This is a genomic window from Chitinophagales bacterium, assembly GCA_017303415.1.
Classification (GTDB): Bacteria; Bacteroidota; Bacteroidia; order Chitinophagales; family Chitinophagaceae; genus SpSt-398.
The window spans coordinates 2,355,032-2,380,758 of record JAFLBJ010000001.1; the positions used below are offsets into that span (position 1 = coordinate 2,355,032).

Below are 25,727 nucleotides of genomic sequence, written 5' to 3' on the forward strand. Positions count from 1 at the left end.
GGTGAAAAAATCCCCTACCTGACCATTTTGAAGAACCGGTTCCACCGGGGGCCCTTGCCCTTTTCAAAGCTGAACCAGATCATCCAGGCCTTTCCTACCACATGGTCTTCGGGAACAAATCCCCAGTAGCGACTGTCCTGCGAGCCCATGCGGTTATCTCCCATCATCCAGTAATAATCCATTTTAAAGGTGTACTGGCTGGTGGCAGTTCCGTTGATATAAAATGTATTTCCTTCCCGGCGAAGGTCATTGTGTTCATAGTGTCCAATAACCCTTTCATACACTGCATAATTTTCAGGTGTAAGGGTAATGGTTGCATTTTTTTTCGGGATCCAGATCGGACCGAAATTATCCCGTGAATAATGATGGAGGGTGTCGTACGGAAATGTAGGTTCATCTCCTCCGGAATAATCCAGTTTGATGTCCTGGATCAATCCCGCCTGTGTCATTTTCTGCCGGGCCTTTTCGGTCAGCAGCATATGGTAAACATTGGGGGCGCTTACCAGTCGGTAATCATATTTCTCCGCATCGAGGTTATATTCCTCTTTCATGATGTCGGGATCAAGGTAGGAATTGCCTTTGATCGTAACGATATAATTCATTTGGGCATCGGGGGCGAGTTCCTGTTTTTGACCATTGATGTATACCAGTCCATCCCTGATGGATAAGGTGTCACCAGGAATACCAACACAACGTTTGATATAATTATCTGTTTTATCTACGGGATGCACGGCAATGGGAAAAGTTTCCGGATCATTAAAAACCATTTGAGCAAATGACTTTTGTTCCGGACTTCCATTGACCATCCAGCGCTTCAATTCATAATATGGTCGGGCAGATTGAAAGTCTTTGTGGTTGATGACGGTATCCCCTGCCGGGAAGTTGAATACCACGGCATCGCCTCGTTTTACGGGAGCGGCAAACCACCGGATATAGGGGATTTTGATCCACTCCAGATAGGATTTTCGTTTAGAAGCCGGGAGATAGTTGTGGATAAAAGGAACTGATAAAGGCGTATTGGGTACCCGGGGTCCATAACTCAGTTTGCTGACAAACAGAAAATCATTTACCAGCAGTGATTTCTCCATCGAGGGAGTTGGAATGGTATAGGCTTCAAAAACAAAAAGCCGAATAAGGGTGGCCGCTACAATGGCGAAAATGGCTGCATCCACCCATTCACGCCACCCAGCTTTTTTATAATTTCTCACCGCTTCGGGTCCGGAAAAACGCAGGTTTTTTTCTGCAGCCAGAACGGGAAAATAGATCGGCGCAAACAGGGAGGCCATGGTATGCTGGCCAAAACTGAATTTACCAAAGAGTTTGACAAACTCGATGAATATTCCCATACTGATAAACCAGCCCGCTACAGGTATGAATTGCCAGAAGACCCAGTGTTTGGGTCGTTGGGCGATTTCCTGCATGATCCAGGTATTGTAAAAAGGTATATAGGCTTTCCAGGCAGGGACACCGGCTTTTTGAAAAAGTCGGGCCAGACCAAATGAAGGAAGGAAGACGAGTAAAGTGCCGATGAGGTAAATGACCAATAAATGCTGAAAAGGCATTGGTGATTGTTTAAAGTCAACAAATTTATTACAATAATCCTAAAGCAATCAGGTTCTTTATTCCTGCATATAAGTCGGCCGATCGCCCTGTTTGTAACAGCGACAATCAGAATATTTTGTTAAGGAACTTAATGATGCTTGGGGGTCACATAATTCCTGACATCTTCAGCTGTGATCTCTTTGCCCGAAAGGATGACCAGCCGTTCTACCACATTTCGTAGTTCGCGGATATTTCCCGACCAGTTATAGTCCTGGAGGCTACGGATAGCATCGGGATGGATCAATTTTTTGGCTATACCGTATTCTGTACAGATATCTGTCAGGAAATGGTCGGTCAACAGGGGTATATCGTCTTTCCGGTCGTTCAGGGATGGTACATGAATGAGGATGACGCTCAACCGATGGTATAGGTCGAGGCGAAAATGTTTGTCTTCCACCTCCCGAAGCAGATCTTTATTGGTAGCGGCGATCACACGCACATCCACGTTGATTTCTTTATCACCCCCTACCCGGGTGATCTTGCCTTCCTGCAGGGCGCGGAGTACCTTGGCCTGGGCGCTTGCACTCATGTCGCCTATTTCATCCAGGAAAAGGGTGCCACCATTGGCCTGTTCAAATTTTCCGATCCGTTGTTTGATGGCAGACGTAAAGGAACCTTTTTCGTGTCCAAACAGTTCACTTTCGATCAATTCACTCGGGATGGCTGCGCAGTTCACTTCCACCAGTGGTGCCCCGGCCCGGTTGCTTTTTTCATGGATCCAACGGGCCACAAGTTCCTTACCCGACCCGTTCTCACCGGTGATCAATACCCGGGCATCTGTGGGGGCCACTTTTTCAATGGTTTCCTTGATCCGCAGAATAGGGTCAGACTGTCCTACCATATCCTGAACCTTACTGACCTTACGTTTAAGGACACGTGTTTCGGTGGCCAGGTTGCGCCGGTCCATCGCATTCCGTATCGTAATGAGCAGGCGGTTTAGATCAGGTGGCTTGGCGAGATAATCGTAAGCCCCCCCTTTTACGGCCTCTACAGCGGTTTCAATATTGCCATGGCCGGAGATCATGATGATTGGTACATCCGGGTTAGCTTCACCTGCTTTTTGAAGGAATTCGATGCCATCCAATTTGGGCATCTTAATATCACAGAGGACCACATCAAAACTCTTTTCCCTGAATTTCTTCAATCCCTCCTCCCCATCAGAGGCTTCCTCTATCTTATATCCCTCAAAGGATAGGATCTCGCTCAATGTCTTACGGATCGCTTTTTCATCATCAATGATCAATACGTCTGCCATGCTGGGTATTTAAGGCGGTAAAATTAAGGCAAAAGAGGTAAGCCCGGGAAAAGGAAGGATATGCGTGGGCTATAAAAAAATAGAGGCTGGATAGAAATCCGGCCTCGTTGTAAAATCCAATATCCTATGAAAAACCATTACAAAGATGTAAGGAAAACCTGAAAGCCAATAATATTGACGTGGATTTATTTATTCACATGTGTCTTGAAAACACGGGAATAAATGGTGTTGCAACGATGATCCGGATCGTGGTCTTATTTTTTCAAATACATGACCTCTTTGACCAGTTTTACGGTGCGGGGTACATCCGGCAAAGCGGCGGCTACCAGGTTGGGGGCATAGTGCAGGGGTGCGTCGGCAGCCGTTATACGGCGAATGGGCGCATCTAAGTAATCAAAGCCTTCTTTTTGTATCTGGTAGCTGATTTCGGAGGAAACTGACCCAAAAGGCCATTGTTCCTCGACGATTACGAGTCGGTTGGTCTTTTTGACACTTTCAAGGATGGTCATCCAGTCCAGTGGACGGATGGTGCGGAGGTCAATTACTTCGGCATTGATCCCTTCTTTTTCCAGTTCGGAAGCGGCACCCAGTGCCACTTTCATCATTTTATTGAAGGAAACGATGGTGACATCGGAACCTGCTTTTTTGATGTCAGCTTTGCCCAGTTCGATATAATATTCATCATCGGGAATCTCCATTTTATCTCCATACATCTGTTCACTTTCCATGAACATGACGGGATCTTCCTCGTACCGGATAGCCTGTTTCAACAAACCTTTGGCATCATACGGGTTGCTGGGGGAAACCACTTTGATACCTGGAATATTGGCATAAAGCGATTCAAAAGCGGTGGAGTGCTGGGCGCCAAGCTGTCCGGCAGAGCCATTACCTCCGCGAAAAACGATTGGGCAATTTACCTGACCTCCACTCATTGCCAGCATCTTACTGGCGGTATTTAAAATTTGATCCAAGGCCAGAACAGCAAAGTTCCAGGTCATGAATTCAACGATTGGACGCAGGCCATTTTGGGCAGCACCTACTCCAACAGCCGTAAATCCAAGCTCGGCGATGGGGGTATCGATCACCCTTTTTGGTCCGAATTCGGCTAACATTCCCTGGCTCACCTTATAGGCCCCATTGTATTCCGCTACTTCCTCTCCCATCAGGAACACCCGTTCATCTCTCCTCATTTCTTCGGTCATGGCTTCCCGGAGGGCTTCACGAAAGGCAACTGTTCTTCCCATGCTAATGCAGATTTTTTAGGGGGCAAAAATAGGGAATATTGGTTATAATTTTTGCTTTGTTAAAGGGCTTGAGACGTGAGTAGTGAGACGTGAGTTTGGGTAAATTCAATAATCAATAATCCCCTCAGGCTAGTTCAATGACCATGGCCGAGGCTCCCCCACCCCCATTACAGATTCCAGCGGCACCATACCGGGCCTTGTTGGCCTTTAGCACATGGATAAGGGTAACAATGATGCGGGCACCGGAACAGCCCAGGGGATGTCCCAGGGAAACAGCCCCACCATGAACATTGACACGGGCGGGGTCAAGCTTCATCCGTTTGGTATTCTCAATACCCACGACGGCGAACGCTTCATTGAGTTCCCAGTATTCGATATCCTCCATTTTCAGACCTGCCTTGGCCACCGCTTTGGGTACGGCCAGGGATGGTGTTGTGGTAAACCATTCAGGGGCCTGTTCAGCATCGGCATAGGATCGGATAATGGCAATGGGTTTAAGTCCCAGGGCCTCGGCTTTTTCCTTGCTGGCCAGTACCAGGGCTGCCGCGCCGTCATTCATCGTAGAGGCGTTGGCGGCCGTCACTGTGCCATCTTTTATAAAAGCAGGATTCAGGGTCGGGATCTTGTCAAATTTCACATTAAAGGGTTCCTCATCCTTTCCAACAATGATGGGGTCTCCCTTACGTTGCGGGATGGGAACAGGAACAATCTCTGCCGCAAAAAGCCCCTTTTCCCAGGCGGCTTGCGATCTTTTATAACTCTCTATGGCAAAAGCATCCTGTTCTTCGCGGGAGATGCCGCAGGTTGAGGCACAAAGTTCAGCCGCATTTCCCATGGCTTTTCCGTCATATACATCCGTCAAACCATCTTTGGCCAGGCCATCTATCAGGGTGGTATTTCCATATTTATTTCCCCAGCGCAGATTCTCGGAGTAAAAGGGAACATTGCTCATACTCTCCATTCCACCGGCCACAACGATATCCGCATCTCCCAATAAAATACTCTGGGCTGCCTGGGCAATAGCTTTCATTCCACTCGCGCAAACCTTATTGACCGTTGTGCAATTCACTTCATTGGGGAGACCGGCGAACTTGGCTGCCTGGCGGGCAGGAGCCTGGCCGAGATTGGCCTGTATCACACAACCCATCAAAACATCCTGTACCTGATCGGGCGAAACACCCGCTTTTTCCAGGGCCCCTTTGATGGCAATGGCACCCAATTGGGTTGCTGATAATGACTTAAGCGCACCACCAAAACTTCCCATGGGGGTACGTACGGCGGAAAGGATATATACCTCTTTCATTATTCGTTGGATTGAAAAGCAAAGATAAGGGGGAAGCGTGAGAGGTGTGACGTGAGTGGTGAATGGTGAATGATGAATAGTGAACTAAAAAAACACTTAATACTCATTATTATACTGGATATTGAAAGTTTTATCGAATAAGTACAAACAATCCTTTCATCAGTTCCCGGCCTTTTGGAAACTGGATAAAATAAACGTACGTACCAGTGGGTTGAGGCAGGCCACGGAAGTTACCATCCCAGTCAACCCAATCTGAGGAAACAGCATATACAAGCTGCCCCTGCCGGTTAAACACCTGTACCTGTCCACCCAGAGAAGGATCGAGAAAGGGAATTCGCCAACGATCATTTAGCCCGTCATTATTGGGCGTAAAGGCTGTTGGAACAAAAATTCCGGCCACCACCTTAATGGACATCGCGTCTGATTGAGGGCATCCAAATGCGGACACGGCACTTAATGTATAGAGTATATCCGCTGGCGGACGCGCAATGGCATTGGCATTTGTTGGGTCATTCAGATAAAGAGGGGGTATCCATTCATAAACAGGGTCGTCCCCTGTGATCGTGGCAGCCATTCGAATGGAATCACCCAGAAACATGACCCGATCGGGGCCGGCATTGACCAGCGGTTTGGGCCTGACATTAATAATAATCGTATCGGAAGCTATACGACAGGCACGAATTCCTGCGGAACTGAGTTCGGTCACAGCCAGCCGGTACCAATAGGCTCCCGGGTTAATGGGATTTACCTGATAGTTGATGGAATTCGCTCCCGGTATGTCGAACCAGTTTTGGCCAGAATCATTGCTTGATTGCCATTGGTACACCGGAGAAACATATGCCGATGAAATGTCGGAAGTAAATGAATAATTTCCGGTTTGTCCTTCACATACATCGATGGTGTCTGAATAACCGACTACGGAAGAAGTTATCGTTGGGCCACATGGCCGAAAGGTGATATCATCCAGGGCCAGGTCATTTCCAATTCCACCCGGGGCATTATTGGTGATACGCAAAACGATGCTGGCATTGAGCAATGGGGTGGTAAAATAAAAACCATATTGCAGCCATTGCGGGCTGTTGGTTTCTGTCAGGTCACCAGTTGAAAAAGACTGCAATACAATACCCGAAGTGGTTTCTATGCGGAAAGTAAGATTGGGTTTGATGCCTGGATTTCGCAATACATTCATCACCCAGGCGGCGAATTCGTAAGTGGTATTGGGACAGAGATCGGTTACCGTGGCTACAAAAAAATCGCCGGGTGTAAAACTGGCATTTACCAGAAAAAAATTTCCGTTTCCTGTATGGTCATTGTTTACCGTATGCCAGGCATTGCCAAAACAGCCCGAGGTTCGGTTGGTTATAGTATAAAATCCGTCATCCGGGCAGGAAGAAGCGGTATAGGTATAGGCTGCAGGCGGAGCATAGCCGCCGGTACCTGAACCACTGCCAAAAGTGATATTGATAACCGGATCGCCCAGGCTGCCATTACAAAGTTGTGCATGACTAAATAAGGGGAACGCTCCAAGCAGGAAGAAAAACCCGATGGCAGAATATAAAAACGAAGAACAGGCACGAATTGCCGCAGGATGCATAATGAGTGTGGCTTGGAACAGCTAAAATAGGCTGTTTTCAACCAAACTACAATGACCAATCGAAATGAATTATTCAAGCTGGCCATTTTTATTTATGAAAGCCATTGGAAATTGAAAGAACCCTTTTTGTGTACATTTTACAAGGTAAATCATCAAAAAAACGGTGAAAAAAAACCTTTTTATCGGTTATATTTTGTAAGTTACTATCACTTGGTATATCATTTGATTGCCTACATTTACAAAAATTATATTTTATGAAACTCTTTGTTGCCGGTCTGCCTTATGATATGGATGATGCGGAGCTGGAAGAATTCTTTGATAAGTTTGGGAAAGTCTTATCTGCCAAGGTGTCGATGGACCGGGAGACGGGCAAAAGCCGTGGATTTGGTTTTGTGGAAATGCCAAACGATGACGAGGCCAATGAGGCCATTGAAAGTTTGAATGAATTACCCCTTGGCCGGAATAAGGTAATGGTTGTGAAAAAGGCCGAAGACCGTCCAGGTGGCGGTTCTGGAGGCGGATTTCGTGGTGGTGGCCAGCGTGGTGGAGGTGGATTCAACCGTGGTGGAAGCGGCGGTGGATTTAACAAAGGTGGTGGTGGAGGATACAACAAAGGCGGCGGCGGTGGAGGATACAACCGGGATCGCGATCGTAACTACTGATTTAAACCTGATTAATAAGATAAAAGCGAGGGCATTTTCCCCTCGCTTTTTATTTTAAGACCCTTTTACCCCCCTTGGGTGAACTTAGCCACAAGTTTTGCACATAGGCAAAAAGTAATACTACGATAACATGCAACCCTAAGGCTTGCTTTCGCTACTTTTAGCCCGTCTAAACCACCCGAACATGAAAAGAAAGAATCTGCTGGTTCTGTGCGGCCTGTCGCTTTTTGCCCATTCTTTATCGTTTGCCCAAAACGATTTGAAAATGAAGTTCCGGAATTCTACCGTGTACGCCGGCATTGAAGTAGGATCCAAAGGGGTAAAGATCAGTTTGCTGGAAATGGGCAAGAATGCCAAAACGAGCGGGGCCATCAATCCCCTCAAAGATTCAACTACAAATACCGACTTTATCACTTTTAGTGATAGCACCTTTAAGGCTACGCTCAACGGGTTGACCGGACTTTATACGACAGCCAATGCAACCTACTCCGTGCCCGCCAGCCGAATATTTACCGTGATCAGCAGTGGGGTAAAGACCATGGCGGATAAGGAGCAAAAAAGTGATTGGGTTACCCGCCTGATCGATTCTTTCCGTGTGCGTATCGGTGATCCCAAGCGGGAGGTCGCTATTATCGACCCCATTGGAGAAGCCCGTCTCTCCCACTTAGGTATCGTGCCGTCCAACAGGCGTTTCACCACATTCCTGATCGATATAGGAAGCGGAAACACAAAAGGAGGCTATTTCCCTTATGGAAATCTGAATGAATTCAAACTCTTTGAACTTACCTGGGGAACCAAGAGTACCACCAATGCAGCGGAGAAAGCTGTGGGTGACGACAAAACACTGGAGAACTATCGCCGGCAATTGACCCGGGTACTCACTGGTGCTGAGAATAATGAAATCATTTATGCCGTGAATTCAAGCGGTGCTTATCCGCTTAGTGACAATGTAGCCTTTAGTGGTGGTATTGCCTGGGCTGCTGCTACCCTGATGTATCCGGAGAAAACGGATGAGGCTGTTATCTCGGTAACCTATTCCGATGTGCTCAAATTCAGCGAAAGACTCTATAAAGAATACAACACCCTTTCAGATGCAGCGATAGTCAAAGCCATTACCGATCCCAATGTTGACAAGGCACTGGTAGCTAAAAATGTAAAAACGGTCAACAAAGTATTCGATCAGCGCTCCATGATTGCCGGCACCGGATTACTCCTGAAGATCATGCGCCAGTTCTCTTCGGTGTATGAGAGCAAAGGGTTCTACCTCGTTAAAAACGGGCAGGTTGGCTGGATATCGGCGTATGTGGATGAGGTGGTGGAATGAAAAGCGTGAGACGTGAGACGTGAATCGTGAGACGTCTCACGCCTCACGATTCACGTCTCACGATTCACGTCTCAAATAACACCCACGCCACCGAAGCCATCACCTCCACCTCGCCACTAATTCGGGCGGGTTTCACCAGTTGATTGTTACGGATATACTGTTTCCATTTCCCCGGGGGAAGGGTAATTTTCTTGCTGCCATTGGCGCCACTATAGATCACCAGTATGCGTTTCCATTTATCTCCCACTGCCGCGCCGTTCAGGGTATAGGCCAAAAGGTCATCGCCGGTATTTTCCAGGAAATAGAGATTTTCACGGATCAGGTTCGCGGATTCCATGCGGAATGCCGGGTGGGAACGACGCATTTTTACCAATGCCTTTACATAATCAAAAACATCCTTGTTGGTGGATTTGAGTCCCCAGTCAATGGCATTGATGCTATCGGGGGAATCAAAGGAATTCTCTACCCCCCTTTTGGTGCGGAGAAATTCAGTGCCTGCGTGAAGGAATGAAATACCCTGCGAGGTCAATACGATGGTCAGGGCCAGTTTGTGCATGTCTGTTCTTTCTGCGGTCGATTTGTTGGGGGCAGAGATCTTTAATTTATCCCAAAGCACATGATTGTCGTGGCATTCACAATAGGTCACAGTTTGATAGGGCTCGGTTGAATACGGCACTTTGGAATAGTTGACCTTGGCATAGTTCACCTGGGGATGTGGGCAGGAAGCCACCACGCCAAATTTGATGGATTCGAGGGACTTGCTGTTGCCATTGACGAAGCCCTGGTTTTCGTGTTCGAATACACTCCCTTTTATTCCATCGCGGATATCGTCACTAAATACAGCTATGCGATCTAACGCAGATACATTGGCTTTGAGTGCGCGTTCTGCATCGGGCAATGGAGAAGCGCCTGCCGTCCAGCCCTCCCCATAGATAAGTATGTCGGGACGAATGCGATGGAGTTCCTGCGCGATCAGGTTCATGGTTTTGATATCATGTACCCCCATCAGGTCAAACCGGAATCCGTCTATATGGTATTCATTTACCCAATAGAGTACCGACTCAAGCATGAATTTTCGAACCATATATCGTTCACTCGCTATTTCATTGCCACAGGCGGTAGCATTGGAGAATTGGCCCTTATCATTTTGCCGGTAATAATAACCAGGTACCAGTTCATTGAAATAGGAATTCTCGGTAAGCCGGGTATGGTTGTATACTACATCCATCACTACACGCAAACCATTCTGGTGAAAGGTCTTTACCAATTGTTTAAATTCTCTTATCCTGACCGAACCATCAAAGGGATCGCTGGAAAAGGATCCATCGGGTGTATTGTAGTTGAGTGGATCATATCCCCAATTGTATTGAGGAAGCTCCGTCCGTGACTCATCAATGGAATAAAAATCAAAAGAAGGAAGCAGGTGCACATGTGTTACGCCCAGGTCACGGATATGATCCAGACCGGTGGAAAGTCCCTCCCGGTTACGGGTCTTCTTTTCCGTTAACCCCAGGTATTTTCCTTTTTGTTGAATACCCGAACTGCCGTGGATGCTGGCATCCCTCACTTGTAATTCATACAAGACTGCGTCCGTTTTCTTTTCAAAGGCCGGGCTTTTTTCTCTCGACCATCTGGCCGGGTTTGTTTTGGCCAGATCAATCACCTGGGCCCGTTTGCCATTTACCCCAACCGCCCGGGCATATGGATCAGGTACCTCTGCACTCCATTTTCCTTTGCGTTTTACCTGGAAAACATAAAACCTTCCTTTCAGGTTTCCAGTGGTGGCATATAGCCAGGTTCCACCTTCATCCGCCATCATATTTTTTGTTTCCATGGGTTCCCCTCCTACTCCCTCAGCATAAAATCGAATACGGGCCGAATCGGCCAGGGGGGCCCATATACGAAATGAACTGGCCAATGGTGTGTAGGTTAAACCCAGATCCGTACCGTCATAGACCGGATATTCGGCAAAGGCGATGGATTGCGACTTTGTAGATGCAGACATGGTGGAGAACAATAGGGTGAAAAGCAGAAATTTCTTCATATCGGGGAATTTGGCAGAACTAACACAAAGGTTGGATAAAATAGGCATACAGGAATTGTTGATTTGCGATTTTTTATTATCGTTTTTCTGTAAATTCACCACCACTTATTAACATAACATGGGAGATCTCCAAATAAAGAAAACGCCAAAGTCATACGACGCCGTCATTGTTGGGTCTGGAGCCGGTGGTGGTATGGCCGCTTATACACTTGCCAATGCCGGATTAAAGGTTTGTTTGCTTGAAGCAGGGCATGCCTATGATCCCCAAAAAAATATTACCCAATTAAAGAACCCCTGGGATTCACCCCGCCGGGGTGCTTCCACCAAATACAGGCCGTTTGGTGATTTTGATGCCTGTTATGGAGGTTGGGACCTGGATGGGGAACCTTATACCAAAAAAGATGGAACACAATGGGATTGGTGGCGTGCCCGTATGGTGGGTGGTCGTACCAACCACTGGGGGCGTATCTCCCTGCGATTTGGTCCAAAGGATTTTAAACGAAGAAGTATCGATGGACTGGGTGACGATTGGCCAATTGGGTATGAAGATGTAAAGCCGTATTATGACCGGGTGGATAAGTTGATCGGGGTTTTTGGCACCAATGAAGGATTGGAAAATGACCCTGACGGTTTTTTCCTGCCCCCTCCCAAACCCCGTCTCCATGAATTGTTTATTAAGAATGCGGCACAAAAAGCCGGTGTGAAAGTCATTCCCTCCCGACTTTCTATTCTAACTAAAAAGATCAATGAAGACCGGGGTGAATGTTTCTACTGTTCGCAGTGCAGCCGCAATTGCAGCATTGCCAAAGCGGATTTCTCCTCTTCGAATGTACTGATCAATCCCGCCTTAAAAACGGGCAATATCGATGTGGTAACAGAAGCCATGGTGCGTGAAGTACTTACCGACAAGGAAGGACTGGCCACCGGGGTTTCCTATATCAACAAAGCAGACATGCAGGAGTACCAGGTAACGGGGCGTACGGTGATACTGGCCGCCAGTGCCTGCGAAACCTCACGGATCATGCTCAACTCCAAATCACCTCGTCATCCCAATGGCATTGTTAATTCAAGTGGTGTGGTAGGGAAATACCTGCATGATTCCACCGGTGCTGCTATGGGTGGCATCCTTCCCGATCTGCTGGGACGTAAACGTTATAATGAAGATGGTGTGGGAGGTATGCACGTGTATTCTCCCTGGTGGTTGGACAATAAGAAATTGGATTTTCCCCGTGGATATCATATTGAATATTGGGGAGGCATGAGCCAGCCCGCCTATGGTTTTGGTTGGGATATTCATGGCCTCAATGGCAAGTATAAAGTAAATGGGGTGCAAAAACAGGCAGGTGGATATGGTAAATCACTTAAAGAAGATTATCGTTATTTCTATGGTGCTGGTGTAGGTATGGCGGGCCGGGGTGAAGCTATTCCCACCGCGGATAATTATTGCGAAATTGATCCCAATGTGGTTGACCGTTATGGTATCCCCGTTTTGCGTTTTCATGTAAAATGGAGCGAACATGAGATCAAACAGGCCCGGCACATGAAGGAGACCTTTAAAGAGATCATGGATGCCATGGGTGCTGTCATCACCTGGGGTGATACAGATGGCCCGGAGAATGACTGGGGAATTTCCAAACCGGGTGAGATCATCCATGAGGCTGGAACCGCACGTATGGGCAGCAACCCCAAAACTTCGGCGCTTAATGGCTGGAATCAGGCGCATGATTGCAAAAACCTGTTTGTGGTGGATGGTGCAGCCTTTACCTCACAGGCAGACAAGAATATCACCTGGACGATTCTGGCATTGAGTATGCGGGCCTGTGAGTATATCATTGATCAAATGAAAAAACGCAGTTTATAAATCAGGCATCAGCCTTTAACGAAAACCTATGGACAGAAGAGAATCCCTACGTTTGTTAGCCACCGGCGCGATCGCCGGGGGATCACTGCTGGCAGGTTGTAATGACAAAGACGGATCACCTGCAACGGCGGGAAATCCCGATGACATCAAATTCAATCTTGACCGTGCACCGGAAGAACAGGAAAGGGACAGCAAGCTTATGCGGGAGACTTTCTTTACTCCGGAAGAAATGGTGACCATCGGCATCCTGGCTGATATCATCATTCCAAAAGATGAGGTGAGTGGCAGTGCCACGGATGCCAAAGTACCCGACTTCATTGAATTCATTGTAAAGGATATGCCCTCACATCAAAACCCGATGCGGGGTGGGCTTCGCTGGTTGGATGTTCATTGCCTGAAGGAATATGGTAAACCGTTTAGCGCCTGTTCCAGTGCCGATCAAATGAAAGTGGTAGAAGCCATAGCGTATCCAAATAATGTTAAACCTGGTTTTGAACAGGGGGCCTCTTTTTTTACCCTAATGCGCAATCTTACTGCCACTGGTTTTTATACCTCGGAGATCGGTGTAAAAGATGTAGGGTACGTGGGCAACACACCTAACAAATGGAATGGTGTACCCTATGATGTACTCAAGCAATATGGTTTGAGTTACACCGATAAGGAAAACCAGGAATGTGTCAAATATGATTGATCATTTCTTTTTTCATTTTTTATAATTCAGGCCCTCCCCTTTTACAAATTATCAACTAATTAAATTACTTAAATAACCATGTCATCCCGTCGCAAATTCATACAACAAACCTCCCTGGCTGCTGCCGGGTTTATGATCGTCCCCCGCCATGTGCTGGGTAAAGGATATATCGCCCCCAGCGATAAACTTAATATTGCCGGAATTGGAGCAGGAGGAAAAGGGCAAAGCGACCTCGCTGAGTTTGCCAAGAGTCCACACGTAAATGTGGTGGCCCTTTGTGATGTAGATGACCGTCAGGCAGTGGCCTCGCGTAAGAAATTCAGCAATGCTCCTTATTACAAAGATTTCAGGGAGATGCTGGCAAAAGAGCATAAGAATATTGATGCTGTTTCGGTATCCACGCCGGATAATACGCATGCCGTGGCTACGATCGCGGCCATGCAATTGGGAAAACATGTGTACACCCAAAAGCCGCTTACCCATGATATTTACGAAGCCCGGATGCTTACGGAAGCTGCCAAAAAATACAAGGTAGTAACCCAGATGGGCAACCAGGGAGCTTCGGGTGATGGGGTACGGAGAAGTAAGGAATTGGTGAATGCAGGTTTAATAGGCGATGTGCATACCGCATTGGCCTGGACCAACCGCCCGGTATGGCCTCAGGGCATCCCCACCCCTACCGGGAAATATGATATACCTGCAGAACTGAACTGGGATCTCTGGCAGGGACCAGCCAAGTCTATTGACTACAATCCGGCTTATCTCCCTTTTAACTGGAGGGGTTGGTGGGCCTATGGTACCGGTGCGTTGGGCGATATGGCCTGTCATATCATGGACCCTATCTATCGCATTTTACCTATTTTATATCCTGATTCAGTAGAATGCTCCGTTGCAACAGTATGGAGAGAAATGTGGAATGACACCCAGAACCTGGATGCCTGTCCGCCTTCTTCGATTATTCACCTGAATTATCCGCGTACTGATGGAAAGGGAAATATCAAAGTATCCTGGTATGATGGTGGTCTGCTGCCACAGCGTCCGGATGAATTATTGCCCGAAGAGGCTTTTGGCAACTGGGATGGTGGTGTGTTGCTGATCGGGTCAAAAGGAAAGTTGCTGATGGATTGTTACGGTGCCAATCCCCGGTTATTGCCCACGAAGTTGATGAAGGAGACCAATCTTCCCGGGGAAACAATTCCCCGTGTTAAAGAAGGCCATTACCTGCAATGGGTCAATGCCTGTATCGCGGGGTATGGCAAAATGGAAACCAGTTCGCCCTTTGAATTTGCAGGGCCATTTACCGAAAGTATTTTGATTGGAAACCTGGCCATCCGTAGCTGGATGTTGAAAAATCCAAAACTGAAAGGTTGGGAAGATAAATATCTTGGGCGCAAAAAACTGATCTGGGATGCCAAAAATATGCGCATCACGAATTTTGATGAAGCCAATCAGTTTGTGAAAAGGGAATACCGGGAAGGCTGGTCTTTATAACAAGGATCAATTATCCCGCCTGTTTCTAAACGCTTCCGTCTTGCGATTGATCTCATCCGCCCGATGGGCCAATCGGGCACCGAAGGCTTTTCGTAAACGGCTCATATATCCTTTACTAAACCTGTTCCCTCCTACCTGGATACTTTTAAGTCTTTTCAGTTTACGGAGAGGTTCCAGGGGTAATTCTTCCAATTGGTTATTGCCCAGGTTGATGGATTCCAGATCCTGCAAATCACCCAATCGTTTATCGAGTAAACGGATCCGGTTGTACTCAACTCCCAATCTTCGTAATTGACGGATCCTGAAAACGACAACGGGCAATTTCTCAAAACGGTTCATGGCCAATTGGAGGGTTTGCAGCTTTTGCATTCCCGATAATTCATCCGGAAGGTCATTCAATTCATTGCTTACAACCATCAGGGTGTGTAGTTGCCGCAGGCGTCCTATGCCGGCTGGAAGTGTGCGCAGCTGATTGAATGAAAGGTCAAGCCAACGCAGGTTGGAAATATCACCGATTTCATCCGGAACAACGGCAAGGGTACTTCCCTGCAGGTCCAATTGTGCCAGACTTTTCCATTCTCCCAAATTGACCGGCCATGCTTCGAGCTGGATACCCCGGGCTGAAAGCACTTCTAATTTGGAAAGCTTTGTAATACTCTTTGGAAATTGTTTTATCGGATTATTGTCGAGCCGCAAATAGGTTAGTTGTGAAAGCGATCCGAGGAATTCAGGTATGACGGAAATCTCATTGTCACCCAGATCCAGTTTTTTCAGTGCGGTCATCTGTTCAATGCCTGTGGGAAATTCAGTCAGTCCAGATGAGGAAAGGTTGAGGAATTCCACCGCTTGCGGATCGGCCAATGCCGCTTTAAGGTCGTTGAAGTATCCCTTCTGCGGTTGTGCCAGCAGGGAATTTGCCAAAAGCAAAAAGAAGGATACTATGGTCCAATTTTTTTTCATGGGTTGGTTGCAGGATCAAGGATATTGGCCCCCCACCAGGATTGAAAATCCTCCTGGGTGACCACTACATTATTTAAAAAGCCCTGATCGGCTACACGCATTCCTATGATCTCCTCATTTTCATCCCGCACATATTCCAGGAAGATAAAGGAATGGCCATAACTGCTCAGGTTGTTTTCTTCGGAAGGGTTATTGATGCCTTTTAGCACTTTCATGAAATCGGAGGCATATACAAAGGTCTGGACAACCGCACCGGGTTTTAATTCTCCTTTCCAGATCATCTTCTCATCTTTGATGGTTCCTAATTTGGCCATCTGCAAGGCCCCGGCACTACCGGTTGCACGGATGTTGGGAATACTTCTCCATATCTCATTGTCTTGTGAATTGATATTCCAGGTCCAGTCAAATACCTGGCGAGGGGAAAGATAGGCTGTAGCCATAGTGGAGGGCAGCCATTCATACAATCCTTTTCCGGTAACTTGTTGAAAGGCCTTATTGACCCGTTCCTTTGCGATCTTGAAGCAAAGGCCGCCACAGTTTTTTTGAGAATCGGGTAATTGCCAGAAATTGACCACTGTCCTGCCACCTACCTCATTCATGGGTGGGTGATCATGGCCTTTAGCCAGTTCAAAAAGACGTTGCTGTACCGCTGAAACGGGTTCGCCGGAGGGCAGGCTTTCCATCCGGAAGGATAGTAATCCGGCCGCGAGCAGGAATAAGATCATGGTTATCAAGGTCCGGTTCACGAGGTACAGGGATTTTCGGGTATTAACGGAACTTTGATCGTATTTATTGAGCAAGGTTTAAACCCTGGAATAAGTCCATTTACCCTTTCCCATTGGATGGAACCTCCACATCCTCCAAAACATGGGGAGTGATGGGTATCTCCACCAGCAGCTGGCAACCTTTTCCCGGTTCGGACAGCACAAGGGCGGTGCCATTATAGGATTCAGCGCGGTTATGTACATTGGTTAGTCCGATTCCATTTCGTTTATGCGTGGTATCGAACCCTACCCCATTGTCTTCGATCCGCATACTGATAAATCCTTCGAAGGCCTTTATCTGTAAATTAATCTCCGAGGCCTTAGCGTATTTATCAATGTTGTGCAGTTGTTCCTGAGCGATACGGTAAAGTGTTTCCTTAACCAATGCAGGTATTTCCTGTTCCAGCACTCCTTCGATCTTCAGGTTTGTTTTCCTTTCCACATTGTGATATTGGCTAAGGAGATTGGTCATTTCATCTCCCAGGCTGCTTTCTGCAAACCGGGGCATGACCATTCGGTGCGACAGGTTTCTGGTTTCCGTGATAGCTTCTTGAATATTCTCTAAACTCTCCTGAATAAATGTGTTGGATTTGTCTGGATGTGAAAGGGAAAAGGCCAGTTTCATTTTTATGGCAGCCAGCAATTGACTAATGTTGTCATGTAGCTCCCTGCCAAGTTCATTTCTTTCCTTCTCCTGGCCCCTGATCATAGCCCTGGTAATTTTCTTTTGCTCCTGTAGTTTGAGTTGGAGACGTTCCTGTTCCATCGCTTTCAATTTCTCCTGCGCTTTAATGCGTTCGGTAATATCCATCATGGCCCCTACCATTCGGAATGGTTTGCCATCCCCAGTAAACAGTGTATATCCGCAATCCAGCACATGTGCGATATCTCCGTCCGCTTTAAGAAATCGGTATTCATCATTCCAATAGGCTTTATTCTTTCGAATGAATGAATACATTCTACTTACAACTCTTTCTTTATCATCCGGGTGGATCCGATCATCCCATGACCTGAAATCAAGCGGTGTCGTTTCCCTGTCATAGCCAAAATGGGTGTAGTAGTTGTCGCTCCACCAAAACTTATCGGTCAACAGGTCCCAGTCCCAGATGATATCATTGGTAGCCTTGGTGACCATTTCAAATCGTTCATTCTGAAGGCGAATTTCTTCTGCCGACTTGCGCATGGCTGTGATGTTACGCGAGAAACAGGCCGTTCCAATGACTTCCTCTTTCTCATAAACAGGGTAAAAAGAAATTTCAGCCCAGGTATCCTCCGGTAGGTCGAAATGCTCCACCACGGTGAATGCCTCCCCTTTCATGGCCCGATGAAGATAATCCTCGAATGACTTAATATTGATGTTGGCCAGTTGCGGGTCATAAAGGGATAATCCCTTAAAAGGTTTTACGCCGGTTAACCATTCCGCCCATCTGTTAAAGGAATTATTGGAAGTAATAAGCCGGCATTCCTTATCCATGCTCCAAATCAGGTCTCTGGTATTATTTATAAGCGACTGAAGGTTATTATGATCAAATTCAATTTGCCGATGGGCCAATATGCGGTCCGTAATATCCCTTCCTACAGCCATAAATTCTCCCCCGGGGAGTTTTCGTATTACCAGTTCTACTTCAATATGGCCTCCATCTTTGGCCTGTATCCGACGATGCTGAAATACAGGTTTATCATCTTTTACCAAATTCATGTCAATCGGCTGATCAGCCAGTCCTTCGGCTTCTAGCAAGTCAGAAATGTGCATGGCTTGCAGTTCCTGAAGCGTATAGCCGGTGTTTAAACAGGCACTTGAATTGGCATCTACTATTTGGCCTGTAGCAGAATAGATCAGGACCCCGTCAAAAGCTTGCTCCACCAGGGTTCTGTATTTTTCTTCGCTTGCTTTTAATTGTTCGGTAACCAGGCGGCTTTCTTTTTCGGCCTGGTGTTGTTTGATGGCCGATTCTATCGAATTAGGCAGGCGCTCAGGCCGGTCTTTAAGAATGTAATCATCGGCCCCCTTTTTGATCATGGAAACGGCGAACTCCTCGGAAACAGTGCCGGTAACCATGATAAAGGGAATGGGCAAATCCATGCGTTTAAAATCTTCCAAGGCCTCCGTAGCGCTATACCGGGGCAGTTCATTATCAGCGAGAATGACGTCAGGTGAAAAAGTTTTAAGGGCATCGAGATAATCGGTTCTGTTCGATACCCAATGGTATACAATGTCCATTCCCGAGCGTTTGAGCAGGCGAATGGCCATTTCTGCATCCAGACGATCATCTTCTAATAGAAGTACCTTTAAAGGAACTTTCATGATCTATTAGATTTAGGTGGTGTAATATTTTCCAGTTGCTTGTCATCCAATTCAGGAAGGGTAAAATAAAAGCATGCACCTGCATTTTCCGCACTGGTGGCCCATACCCTGCCTCCATGTTTATTTATTATTTTTTCAACAATGGCCAACCCCACCCCGGTTCCTTCAAATTCATCTGTGGTATGGAGGCGTTGAAAGACTTTAAATAGCTTATTGACGTATTTCATATCAAATCCAACCCCGTTATCTTTCACATAAAAAACGGTTTCTCCATTCTCTTTATACGCGCCGATTTGGATAGTGGGCTGCGGATTTCCCCGGGAATATTTGATCGCATTACCGATCAGGTTGATCCATACCTGCCGAAGCGAAGTGATATCACCGTAGCTGGAATGAAGCTCCTGAATATCATAGGATACACGATTCGTTTCCGTTTTCTGCTCCATGGAAGCGATCAATTGATAAATCATTTCCCGGGTATCAAATCGTACTTTTTCCAATTCCTGCCTGCCCAGGCGCGAGAAACTCAGCAGATCATCGATCAGGTTTCCCATCCGTATGGTATTCTCTTAGATGATGCGCGTGATCCGTTTGGCTTCATCATCCAATTGAGAGGCATAATCCTCCTGTAAAATATCGGCAAATCCATTGATGCCCCGGAGTGGTGCACGCAGGTCATGGGAAACTGAATAGGCAAATGACTCCAATTCCTCATTCGTTTTCTGCAATTGGCGGGTTCGAATCCTTACCTTTTCCTCCAGTTCTGCATTGATGTTCTTGATTCGTTCTTCTGCATGTTTTCGGTCTGTGATGTCCAGGTGAAACCCATCCCATACTATGCGACCGTCATTTATTACCCGGGGTGTAGAGACAATAAGTAACCACCTGATCCCATGCGATTGGGAACGAGCCCTCACTTCGATTTTAAAAGGCGTCATGTTTTCATAGGACTCCAATTCGCGCTGAATAAAAGCAGGTCTGTCTTCCTCCAGGATCATGTCATATAAAATGGAAGGATCTTTGATTACTTCTTCTGGAGTTCGTCCAGTCAGCCGGGTTACTTCTGAACTTACCATGGTAAATTCCCGGGTGCCATCGGTTGCCCCGATTAATTGAAAAATCATTACACCAGGCAGGTTATTACTTAAGGTTTGAAGCTGTGCCCCTTGCTCAAGTATCTTTTCTTCCTGATTTTTACTCTCCGTATTATCCATTATGATTCCATGCCAGATAATAGATTGTTTGTTTTCCCGTATTGGGAGCGAGTGCGCTTTTAACCAGCGAAGACCCTTCACCGGGTGATGATACCTGAACTCTTTTTGGTAAGGCTCCAGGTATTTAGCTGATTTAATAATACTATTTACCAGTTCAAGCCGGTCTTCCGGACAGGATTCTTTAAGAAAATCTTCAAAACCGGCATTTATGACCTCTGGGGAGTATCCAAAGATTTCTAAAAAGGCATTGCTACCGTATACAAAGCTCATCTTGTTTTCCCTTTCTAACCGGAAGGAATAGATAAGGCCGGGTGAGGTAAGCGCAATCGAAGCCAGTTTATCCCGCTCTTCTTTCAATGCATTGATGGCATTCACCCGTTCAGTAATATCCACCGAAAGCACGAATACCCCTTCAGGTATTGGTTGGAAACTCAACTCAAACCAGGAAGTTGTACCATCCGGGTAAACAAATTTGTTCTCCAGGTGCTGCGGGGTTCTATCTTCAAAACATCGTTGGAATACAGCGTGCAATTCGGTATCTTCTATATTTGGATAAATATCGAATATTGAAAAACCAATTAATTCCTCCCGTTTTCGGCGGGCCTGTTTAACTACCGCGTTATTTACGTATAAATATCTCCACTCAAAATCCAGGATCTGAATCCCTTCCAGCATATTATCCAGGGTTTCCCGATAACGTATTTCATTTGACCGAAGCAGGTCTTGTGCTTCCTTTTTCTCCGTAATGTCATTGGCGAGGATCAAACGGGATTTTTTACCCTCAAATTGAATATGATGCGCAATGATTTCCACCCAGATCAGGGAGCCGTCTTTCTTCTGATGTTGCCATACGCCCCGATAGCCATCATTCAGCTGTTTAATATTTGGATTATTTTCGCGTCGGAAGGAGTCCCGGGTGTTGACCGGTCGAATATCCTCTGCTGTCATGGACAGGAATTCTTCCCTTGAATAGCCATATTTCTGAATGGCCATTTCATTTACATCCAGGAATTTAAATGTCCCAACCTCAATTACCCACATCGGTATGGGGTTATGGTGAAAGAGGTACCTGTATTTTTGTTCCGATCTCCTGATCTCATCGGTCCGGATGCGGACCTTTTCCTCAAGGGATTCATTACTTTGCTTCAATTGATATTCCAACGATTTCTGCAAACTGATATCATGACTTACGGAAATGAATCCAGTCACCATTCCCGATTCGCTCAGAATACTGGTAACGGACGTTAAAACAGGAACTTTGCTCCCGTTTTTATTGATCTTGTAAACTTCACCTGTCCACCCCCCGGTATCTGCCAGGTGCTTTGAAACGGTTTCCAGCCAACCCGATTCCGGTTCATACGATACCAATTCGGTGGCTTTTCTTCCGATTACTTCTTTCGCGGTGTATCCAAACAACCGCTGTGCTCCATAATTCCAGCTGGTGATCGAAAAGTCGGGGCCCATAGTATAAATTGCTTCTTTAGCCTGGTTAACCTGACGGGAAAGAGAATCTAATTGCATGCGCTCCTCCAGACGGCCCGTTATATCCCGAATAGAGGCCGCCATGAGTGTTTCACCATCCGTTTTAATGGGAGCCAGTGAGATATCTGTCATGACGATTGATCCATCTTTTCTCATTCCAGGTAATTCCCTGCCTCCTTCCTTGATCCGTTGGTTGTGCTGCCGCATGTATTTTTCGCGCAATTGCTCATGGGCCCGCTGCATGGTTGGGGGAAGGAGCATCTCAATTCGTTTACCAATCATTTCCTCCCGGCGGTAACCAAAAATTTCTTCCGCCCTCCAGTTTACCATTTTTATATTTCCATCCTCACCAGAGATAATAAGTGCATCCGGAGCTGCTTCTACCAGGGATTTAAATTTATCCTGATCCTGTTTCTGAAAGATTACCCCTTTGAGCACTCTCGAATAAAATACCAAACTTAACCCCAGTACCAGAATCAGAAAACCATATAGCAGATTGTTCAACCTGACGATATACGTGGAAAAGAATTCTTTCCGGTTGACCAGAATGGTCATTTCTTCATCCTCTATATTTCTGGCAAATCGTCTTATTTGTGTGGTGACAGACAAATTCTGTTCAAGTTCCACCCATCTGGCCGCGCTATCATGAAGACCCGCCTTATCAAGACGAATCAAGATTTCTGCATTTTGAACACGTATTTTTACATACTTATCCAGTGAATCGATCCATTTAAGTTGATTGGGGTTATCGGCAATGGATGAACGAAGGATAGCGATCTGACGATGAATGGAGTCCTTCCCTACTTCTGTTTGAAGCAAGTGCTGGGCGTTTCCTGTTAGTACAAAAGTGCGGGCCCCATTTTGAATATCCATGGAGGCTGTCATCAGATTCCGCAAGGTGGTCAAAACAACCCGCGAGCGTGACAGCATATTTGAGGTATTGCGAATCTGTTTCTGCTGGTACAAGGAAAACCCAAAGACGAGTAGGATCGTCAAAAGCGCTGTGATCAATGACGCTTTAATGATCTGTTTGGTGATAAGGAAGTTCACAGTGAAATTGGTGGTGGTTTACGAATAGCAATTAAATGAAGAAATACCGGAGATTAACTGATACAGGTCTTTAAATCTCCTGATTTAGACCATAATATTAGGTATTCATATACGAAAGACCTGTGGTAACGGTAACCGTTACCCAAAAAATAAGTGTTTTTACTTAGATGACTGATTCCCAAAAAAGGCTGTAAAAAAAAGAGCCTCCTGAGAGGCTCTATACAGTTTTGATAAAATGTATCAGGCCAATTCCAATTTTTCTTCTTTATTGTACTCTTCGGTTAGTTTTTTCTGGAGTTCAAACGATACCGGAGCGTACTCCTGAAAATGCATTTTGAATTTGGCCCGACCCTGCGTAATGCTTCGGATTGCGGAAGAATACCCATCCATTTCCGCCAGGGGAACACGGGCAATGATTTTTTGGAAATGTCCTTCGGTATCCATGCCTTCCACAATGGCACGACGGGTTTGAAGGTCACCCATAACGGATCCGGTCAGGTCATCCGGGCAAAGCACTTCAACATGGTAAATGGGTTCGAGTAATTGAGGGTCGGCCATATTGAAAGCGGAGCGGAATGCCTGCAGACCAGCGATCTTGAAACTGATATCATTGCTGTCTACCGGGTGCATCTTCCCATCAAATACTGATACCCGAATGTCCCGCACATAGGACCCGGTCAACGGACCTTCCTGCATTTTTTCCATTACCCCTTTCATGATCGAGGGCAAAAAGCGGGTATCTATGGCGCCACCCACTATGCAATTGTAGAATACCAGTTTACCACCCCAGTCTAGTGGATATTCATCCCGTCCTCTCACGTTCAGACCTTTTGGATCCGGCATTCCTTCATACCAGGGTTCGATCCGCATATGAACCTCTCCAAATTGACCGGCGCCTCCTGACTGTTTTTTATGCCGGTACATGCTTTCGGCCATTTTCCGGATGGTTTCCCGGTAGGGTATCCGTGGGCGTGTGAATTTAACTTCCACTTTATGGAGGTTTTCGATCTTCCACCGGGCTACGGCAAGGTGCATATCGCCCTGGCAATACACCAGGGTTTGTTTCAATTCAGGGGATACTTCCACCAGAAACGTAGGATCTTCTTCTCGTAACTGATGTAGTGCCTGCGCCAGTTTTTCCTCGTCACCCTTTTTAGCGGGTTCAATGGCCACGCTGAGATTAGGGTTGGGGAATTGTATGGGGTCTAGCTCCAGGTTCTTGCCTTTGATATGCAAGGTGTTGTTGACGTGCGTGTTTCTAAGTTTAAGCGTTGCACCAATATCTCCGGCAACCAACTCATTGACCGGAACCCGTTTGTTCCCTTCCATTAAAAAGAGCTGGTTGAATTTCTCGGTAACACCTGTGGATTCATTTACCAATTCCATGGCGGACTTCAGTGTACCGGAGAATACCTTGAAATAGGACATATCGCCCACATGGGGTTCTGAAACAGTTTTATAAATGAATAAGCAGACGGGGCCGTTGGGGTCACATTCAAGTTTATCCCCTGCAGAGGTCAATTGGGGAGGCATTTCATTGGCACTTGGACATACATTATCGATGAAACCCATCAGGCGCCCACTCCCCATATCGCGGACTGCAGATAGACAGAACACAGGGAAGATATCGTGGTTAATGAGTGAGCGTTTCAATCCAACCCGCATTTCATCCTCATCCAATTCGCCTTTTTCGAGATAATGTTCCATCAGGGTCTCATCATTCACAGCAACGGCTTCAACGAGGTCCTGGTGTAGTTTGTTGGCGCGTTCTTTTTCTTCTTCGGGAATGGGTAGTTTTTCCGGTTTACCTCCTTCCATCGGAAACTTGTACATCGTCATTTTAAGTACATCGATGATGGCGTTGAATCCAAGTCCCTGGTTGAGGGGGTATTGAACCACGGTGACATGAGGGCCAAAATGATCACGGGCCTGCATAACGGTTCGATCAAAATCGGCTTTATCCTGGTCGAGTTTATTTACCGCCAGGATCATTGGGGTTTTAAATTTTTCGGTGTATTCCCAGATCACATCGGTTCCTACTTCAACGCCCATGGAGGCATTGAGGAGCATGACACCGGTGTCGGCTACGCGAAGAGCGGAAATCACTTCCCCTGTAAAATCATCATATCCTGGTGTGTCAATGATATTGATCTTATACCCTTTCCATTTGGTGTGCATGAGTTTGGAGAAGATCGAATTACCTCGCTCTTGTTCCAATTCATGATAGTCACCAACAGTATTCTTTTCTTCAATGGTGCCGCGGCGGTTGATGATCCCTGCTTCAAACAGCATACATTCCGCTAAGGTGGTCTTACCAGTACCGGCATGGCCCAGTAAGACTATATTTTTTACGTGTGAGGTATCAAATTCTGGCATGGCAATAGTTTTAAATGTTGAGTGGCAAATTTTTTAAAGAATAGGGGATTTGCCCATGAACCCCGTTAGTTCATGCGGTGAAAAAGATCAGTTGGGCGGATTATCAGTCTTCTATTGCGTTCGGTGAGTGAAGTCGGTAAAGGCCTGACGGAGTTCATTGAGTGTAAGCTCCAGGCGGTTATGTTCTTCAAGGAGTGATTCGTGGTCTTGCTGTGTTTCTTCTGTGATCTGGCCCTGATGGGCGACGGATTCAAAGCTAACACGTCGGTCGTGTGCTTTAACCAATTGTTTCAGGTCGTGAATGTTGATGAGCTGGATGTGAAACTGGTTGTGGTAATGTTCTACTTCGGTGAGTTGTTCGCGGGAGAGAGGGCGGTTGGCAAGTTCCTGGAGTTGGCTTTTGAACCCGTTGATCTGTTCGCGTTGGGAACGAAGTGAAGCCCTCCAGTCACTGCATTCCCTGGTCATAAGCGAGATGTCTGTTTGCACCATGGGATTTGATTTA

18 protein-coding genes are annotated in these 25,727 nt (G+C 46.5%); 5 read left to right on the forward strand and 13 right to left on the reverse strand.

Going from position 1 to position 25,727, the window contains the following annotated elements; all coding sequences use genetic code 11:
- Positions 1–14: 14 nt before the first annotated feature.
- The 5 genes from lepB to J0M30_10170 all read right to left on the reverse strand — a co-directional run bounded on the left by lepB (position 15) and on the right by J0M30_10170 (position 6,998).
- Complete coding sequence (gene lepB / locus J0M30_10150) at positions 15–1,562, reverse strand: signal peptidase I (GenBank protein MBN8667853.1); 1,548 nt, start codon at positions 1,560–1,562, stop codon at positions 15–17.
- A 128-nt stretch (positions 1,563–1,690) separates the two neighbouring features.
- On the reverse strand, positions 1,691–2,857 hold the full coding sequence (locus J0M30_10155) for a sigma-54-dependent Fis family transcriptional regulator (GenBank protein ID MBN8667854.1): 1,167 nt from the start codon (positions 2,855–2,857) through the stop codon (positions 1,691–1,693).
- A 254-nt stretch (positions 2,858–3,111) separates the two neighbouring features.
- Entirely contained in the window at positions 3,112–4,101 is a 990-nt protein-coding gene (locus tag J0M30_10160; GenBank protein MBN8667855.1) for a pyruvate dehydrogenase complex E1 component subunit beta, read from the reverse strand.
- Between the two features lie 124 nt (positions 4,102–4,225).
- Positions 4,226–5,404 carry an acetyl-CoA C-acyltransferase gene (locus J0M30_10165; protein MBN8667856.1) on the reverse strand — a complete coding sequence of 393 codons (1,179 nt, stop codon included), beginning with the start codon at positions 5,402–5,404 and terminating at the stop codon, positions 4,226–4,228.
- A 130-nt stretch (positions 5,405–5,534) separates the two neighbouring features.
- Positions 5,535–6,998, reverse strand: a complete 1,464-nt coding sequence (locus tag J0M30_10170; protein MBN8667857.1) for a gliding motility-associated C-terminal domain-containing protein — start codon at positions 6,996–6,998, stop codon at positions 5,535–5,537.
- A gap of 254 nt (positions 6,999–7,252) precedes the next feature.
- Between J0M30_10170 and J0M30_10175 the strand changes: the two genes are divergently transcribed.
- Both J0M30_10175 and J0M30_10180 read left to right on the forward strand, forming a co-directional pair.
- Positions 7,253–7,660, forward strand: coding sequence for an RNA-binding protein (locus J0M30_10175; protein ID MBN8667858.1), 408 nt, complete (start codon positions 7,253–7,255; stop codon positions 7,658–7,660).
- A gap of 184 nt (positions 7,661–7,844) precedes the next feature.
- On the forward strand, positions 7,845–8,984 hold the full coding sequence (locus J0M30_10180; GenBank protein ID MBN8667859.1) for a hypothetical protein: 1,140 nt from the start codon (positions 7,845–7,847) through the stop codon (positions 8,982–8,984).
- A 64-nt stretch (positions 8,985–9,048) separates the two neighbouring features.
- Here J0M30_10180 and pulA read toward each other — a convergent pair whose 3' ends face one another.
- Positions 9,049–11,028, reverse strand: coding sequence for a type I pullulanase (gene pulA, locus J0M30_10185; protein MBN8667860.1), 1,980 nt, complete (start codon positions 11,026–11,028; stop codon positions 9,049–9,051).
- Positions 11,029–11,146: 118 nt separating this feature from the next.
- Here pulA and J0M30_10190 point away from each other — a divergent pair, with 118 nt between their 5' ends.
- The 3 genes from J0M30_10190 (at position 11,147) to J0M30_10200 (ending at position 15,071) form a co-directional block, all read left to right on the forward strand.
- Positions 11,147–12,889, forward strand: a complete 1,743-nt coding sequence (locus J0M30_10190) for a GMC family oxidoreductase (protein ID MBN8667861.1) — start codon at positions 11,147–11,149, stop codon at positions 12,887–12,889.
- A 28-nt stretch (positions 12,890–12,917) separates the two neighbouring features.
- Entirely contained in the window at positions 12,918–13,580 is a 663-nt protein-coding gene (locus tag J0M30_10195) for a gluconate 2-dehydrogenase subunit 3 family protein (protein ID MBN8667862.1), read from the forward strand.
- 78 nt (positions 13,581–13,658) lie between these two features.
- Entirely contained in the window at positions 13,659–15,071 is a 1,413-nt protein-coding gene (locus J0M30_10200; GenBank protein ID MBN8667863.1) for a Gfo/Idh/MocA family oxidoreductase, read from the forward strand.
- A gap of 6 nt (positions 15,072–15,077) precedes the next feature.
- Here the strand turns inward: J0M30_10200 and J0M30_10205 are convergent, their stop codons facing one another.
- The 7 genes from J0M30_10205 to J0M30_10235 all read right to left on the reverse strand — a co-directional run bounded on the left by J0M30_10205 (position 15,078) and on the right by J0M30_10235 (position 25,714).
- Positions 15,078–16,031 carry a leucine-rich repeat domain-containing protein gene (locus tag J0M30_10205; protein ID MBN8667864.1) on the reverse strand — a complete coding sequence of 318 codons (954 nt, stop codon included), beginning with the start codon at positions 16,029–16,031 and terminating at the stop codon, positions 15,078–15,080.
- Positions 16,028–16,777: a hypothetical protein gene (locus J0M30_10210; protein ID MBN8667865.1), complete on the reverse strand. Its 750-nt coding sequence runs from the start codon at positions 16,775–16,777 to the stop codon at positions 16,028–16,030. The genes J0M30_10205 and J0M30_10210 overlap by 4 nt, the downstream gene beginning before the upstream one ends.
- Positions 16,778–16,856: 79 nt before the next feature.
- Positions 16,857–19,100: a PAS domain S-box protein gene (locus J0M30_10215; protein MBN8667866.1), complete on the reverse strand. Its 2,244-nt coding sequence runs from the start codon at positions 19,098–19,100 to the stop codon at positions 16,857–16,859.
- A complete protein-coding gene (locus tag J0M30_10220; protein MBN8667867.1) occupies positions 19,097–19,654 on the reverse strand; it encodes a GHKL domain-containing protein in 558 nt (185 codons plus the stop codon). The genes J0M30_10215 and J0M30_10220 overlap by 4 nt, the downstream gene beginning before the upstream one ends.
- Positions 19,655–19,669: 15 nt before the next feature.
- Positions 19,670–22,846, reverse strand: coding sequence for a PAS domain S-box protein (locus J0M30_10225; protein ID MBN8667868.1), 3,177 nt, complete (start codon positions 22,844–22,846; stop codon positions 19,670–19,672).
- 240 nt (positions 22,847–23,086) lie between these two features.
- Positions 23,087–25,222, reverse strand: a complete 2,136-nt coding sequence (locus tag J0M30_10230) for an elongation factor G (GenBank protein MBN8667869.1) — start codon at positions 25,220–25,222, stop codon at positions 23,087–23,089.
- 111 nt (positions 25,223–25,333) lie between these two features.
- Entirely contained in the window at positions 25,334–25,714 is a 381-nt protein-coding gene (locus J0M30_10235) for a hypothetical protein (protein ID MBN8667870.1), read from the reverse strand.
- Positions 25,715–25,727 lie beyond the last annotated feature (13 nt).

Bases quoted from the DNA above. Each gene is read 5' to 3' on its own strand.
- lepB (MBN8667853.1), bottom strand. From the start codon at position 1,562: ATGCCTTTTCAGCATTTATTGGTCATTTACCTCATCGGCACTTTACTC.
- J0M30_10155 (MBN8667854.1), bottom strand. From the start codon at position 2,857: ATGGCAGACGTATTGATCATTGATGATGAAAAAGCGATCCGTAAGACA.
- J0M30_10160 (MBN8667855.1), bottom strand. From the start codon at position 4,101: ATGGGAAGAACAGTTGCCTTTCGTGAAGCCCTCCGGGAAGCCATGACC.
- J0M30_10165 (MBN8667856.1), bottom strand. From the start codon at position 5,404: ATGAAAGAGGTATATATCCTTTCCGCCGTACGTACCCCCATGGGAAGT.
- J0M30_10170 (MBN8667857.1), bottom strand. From the start codon at position 6,998: ATGCATCCTGCGGCAATTCGTGCCTGTTCTTCGTTTTTATATTCTGCC.
- J0M30_10175 (MBN8667858.1), top strand. From the start codon at position 7,253: ATGAAACTCTTTGTTGCCGGTCTGCCTTATGATATGGATGATGCGGAG.
- J0M30_10180 (MBN8667859.1), top strand. From the start codon at position 7,845: ATGAAAAGAAAGAATCTGCTGGTTCTGTGCGGCCTGTCGCTTTTTGCC.
- pulA (MBN8667860.1), bottom strand. From the start codon at position 11,028: ATGAAGAAATTTCTGCTTTTCACCCTATTGTTCTCCACCATGTCTGCA.
- J0M30_10190 (MBN8667861.1), top strand. From the start codon at position 11,147: ATGGGAGATCTCCAAATAAAGAAAACGCCAAAGTCATACGACGCCGTC.
- J0M30_10195 (MBN8667862.1), top strand. From the start codon at position 12,918: ATGGACAGAAGAGAATCCCTACGTTTGTTAGCCACCGGCGCGATCGCC.
- J0M30_10200 (MBN8667863.1), top strand. From the start codon at position 13,659: ATGTCATCCCGTCGCAAATTCATACAACAAACCTCCCTGGCTGCTGCC.
- J0M30_10205 (MBN8667864.1), bottom strand. From the start codon at position 16,031: ATGAAAAAAAATTGGACCATAGTATCCTTCTTTTTGCTTTTGGCAAAT.
- J0M30_10215 (MBN8667866.1), bottom strand. From the start codon at position 19,100: ATGAAAGTTCCTTTAAAGGTACTTCTATTAGAAGATGATCGTCTGGAT.
- J0M30_10220 (MBN8667867.1), bottom strand. From the start codon at position 19,654: ATGGGAAACCTGATCGATGATCTGCTGAGTTTCTCGCGCCTGGGCAGG.
- J0M30_10230 (MBN8667869.1), bottom strand. From the start codon at position 25,222: ATGCCAGAATTTGATACCTCACACGTAAAAAATATAGTCTTACTGGGC.
- J0M30_10235 (MBN8667870.1), bottom strand. From the start codon at position 25,714: ATGGTGCAAACAGACATCTCGCTTATGACCAGGGAATGCAGTGACTGG.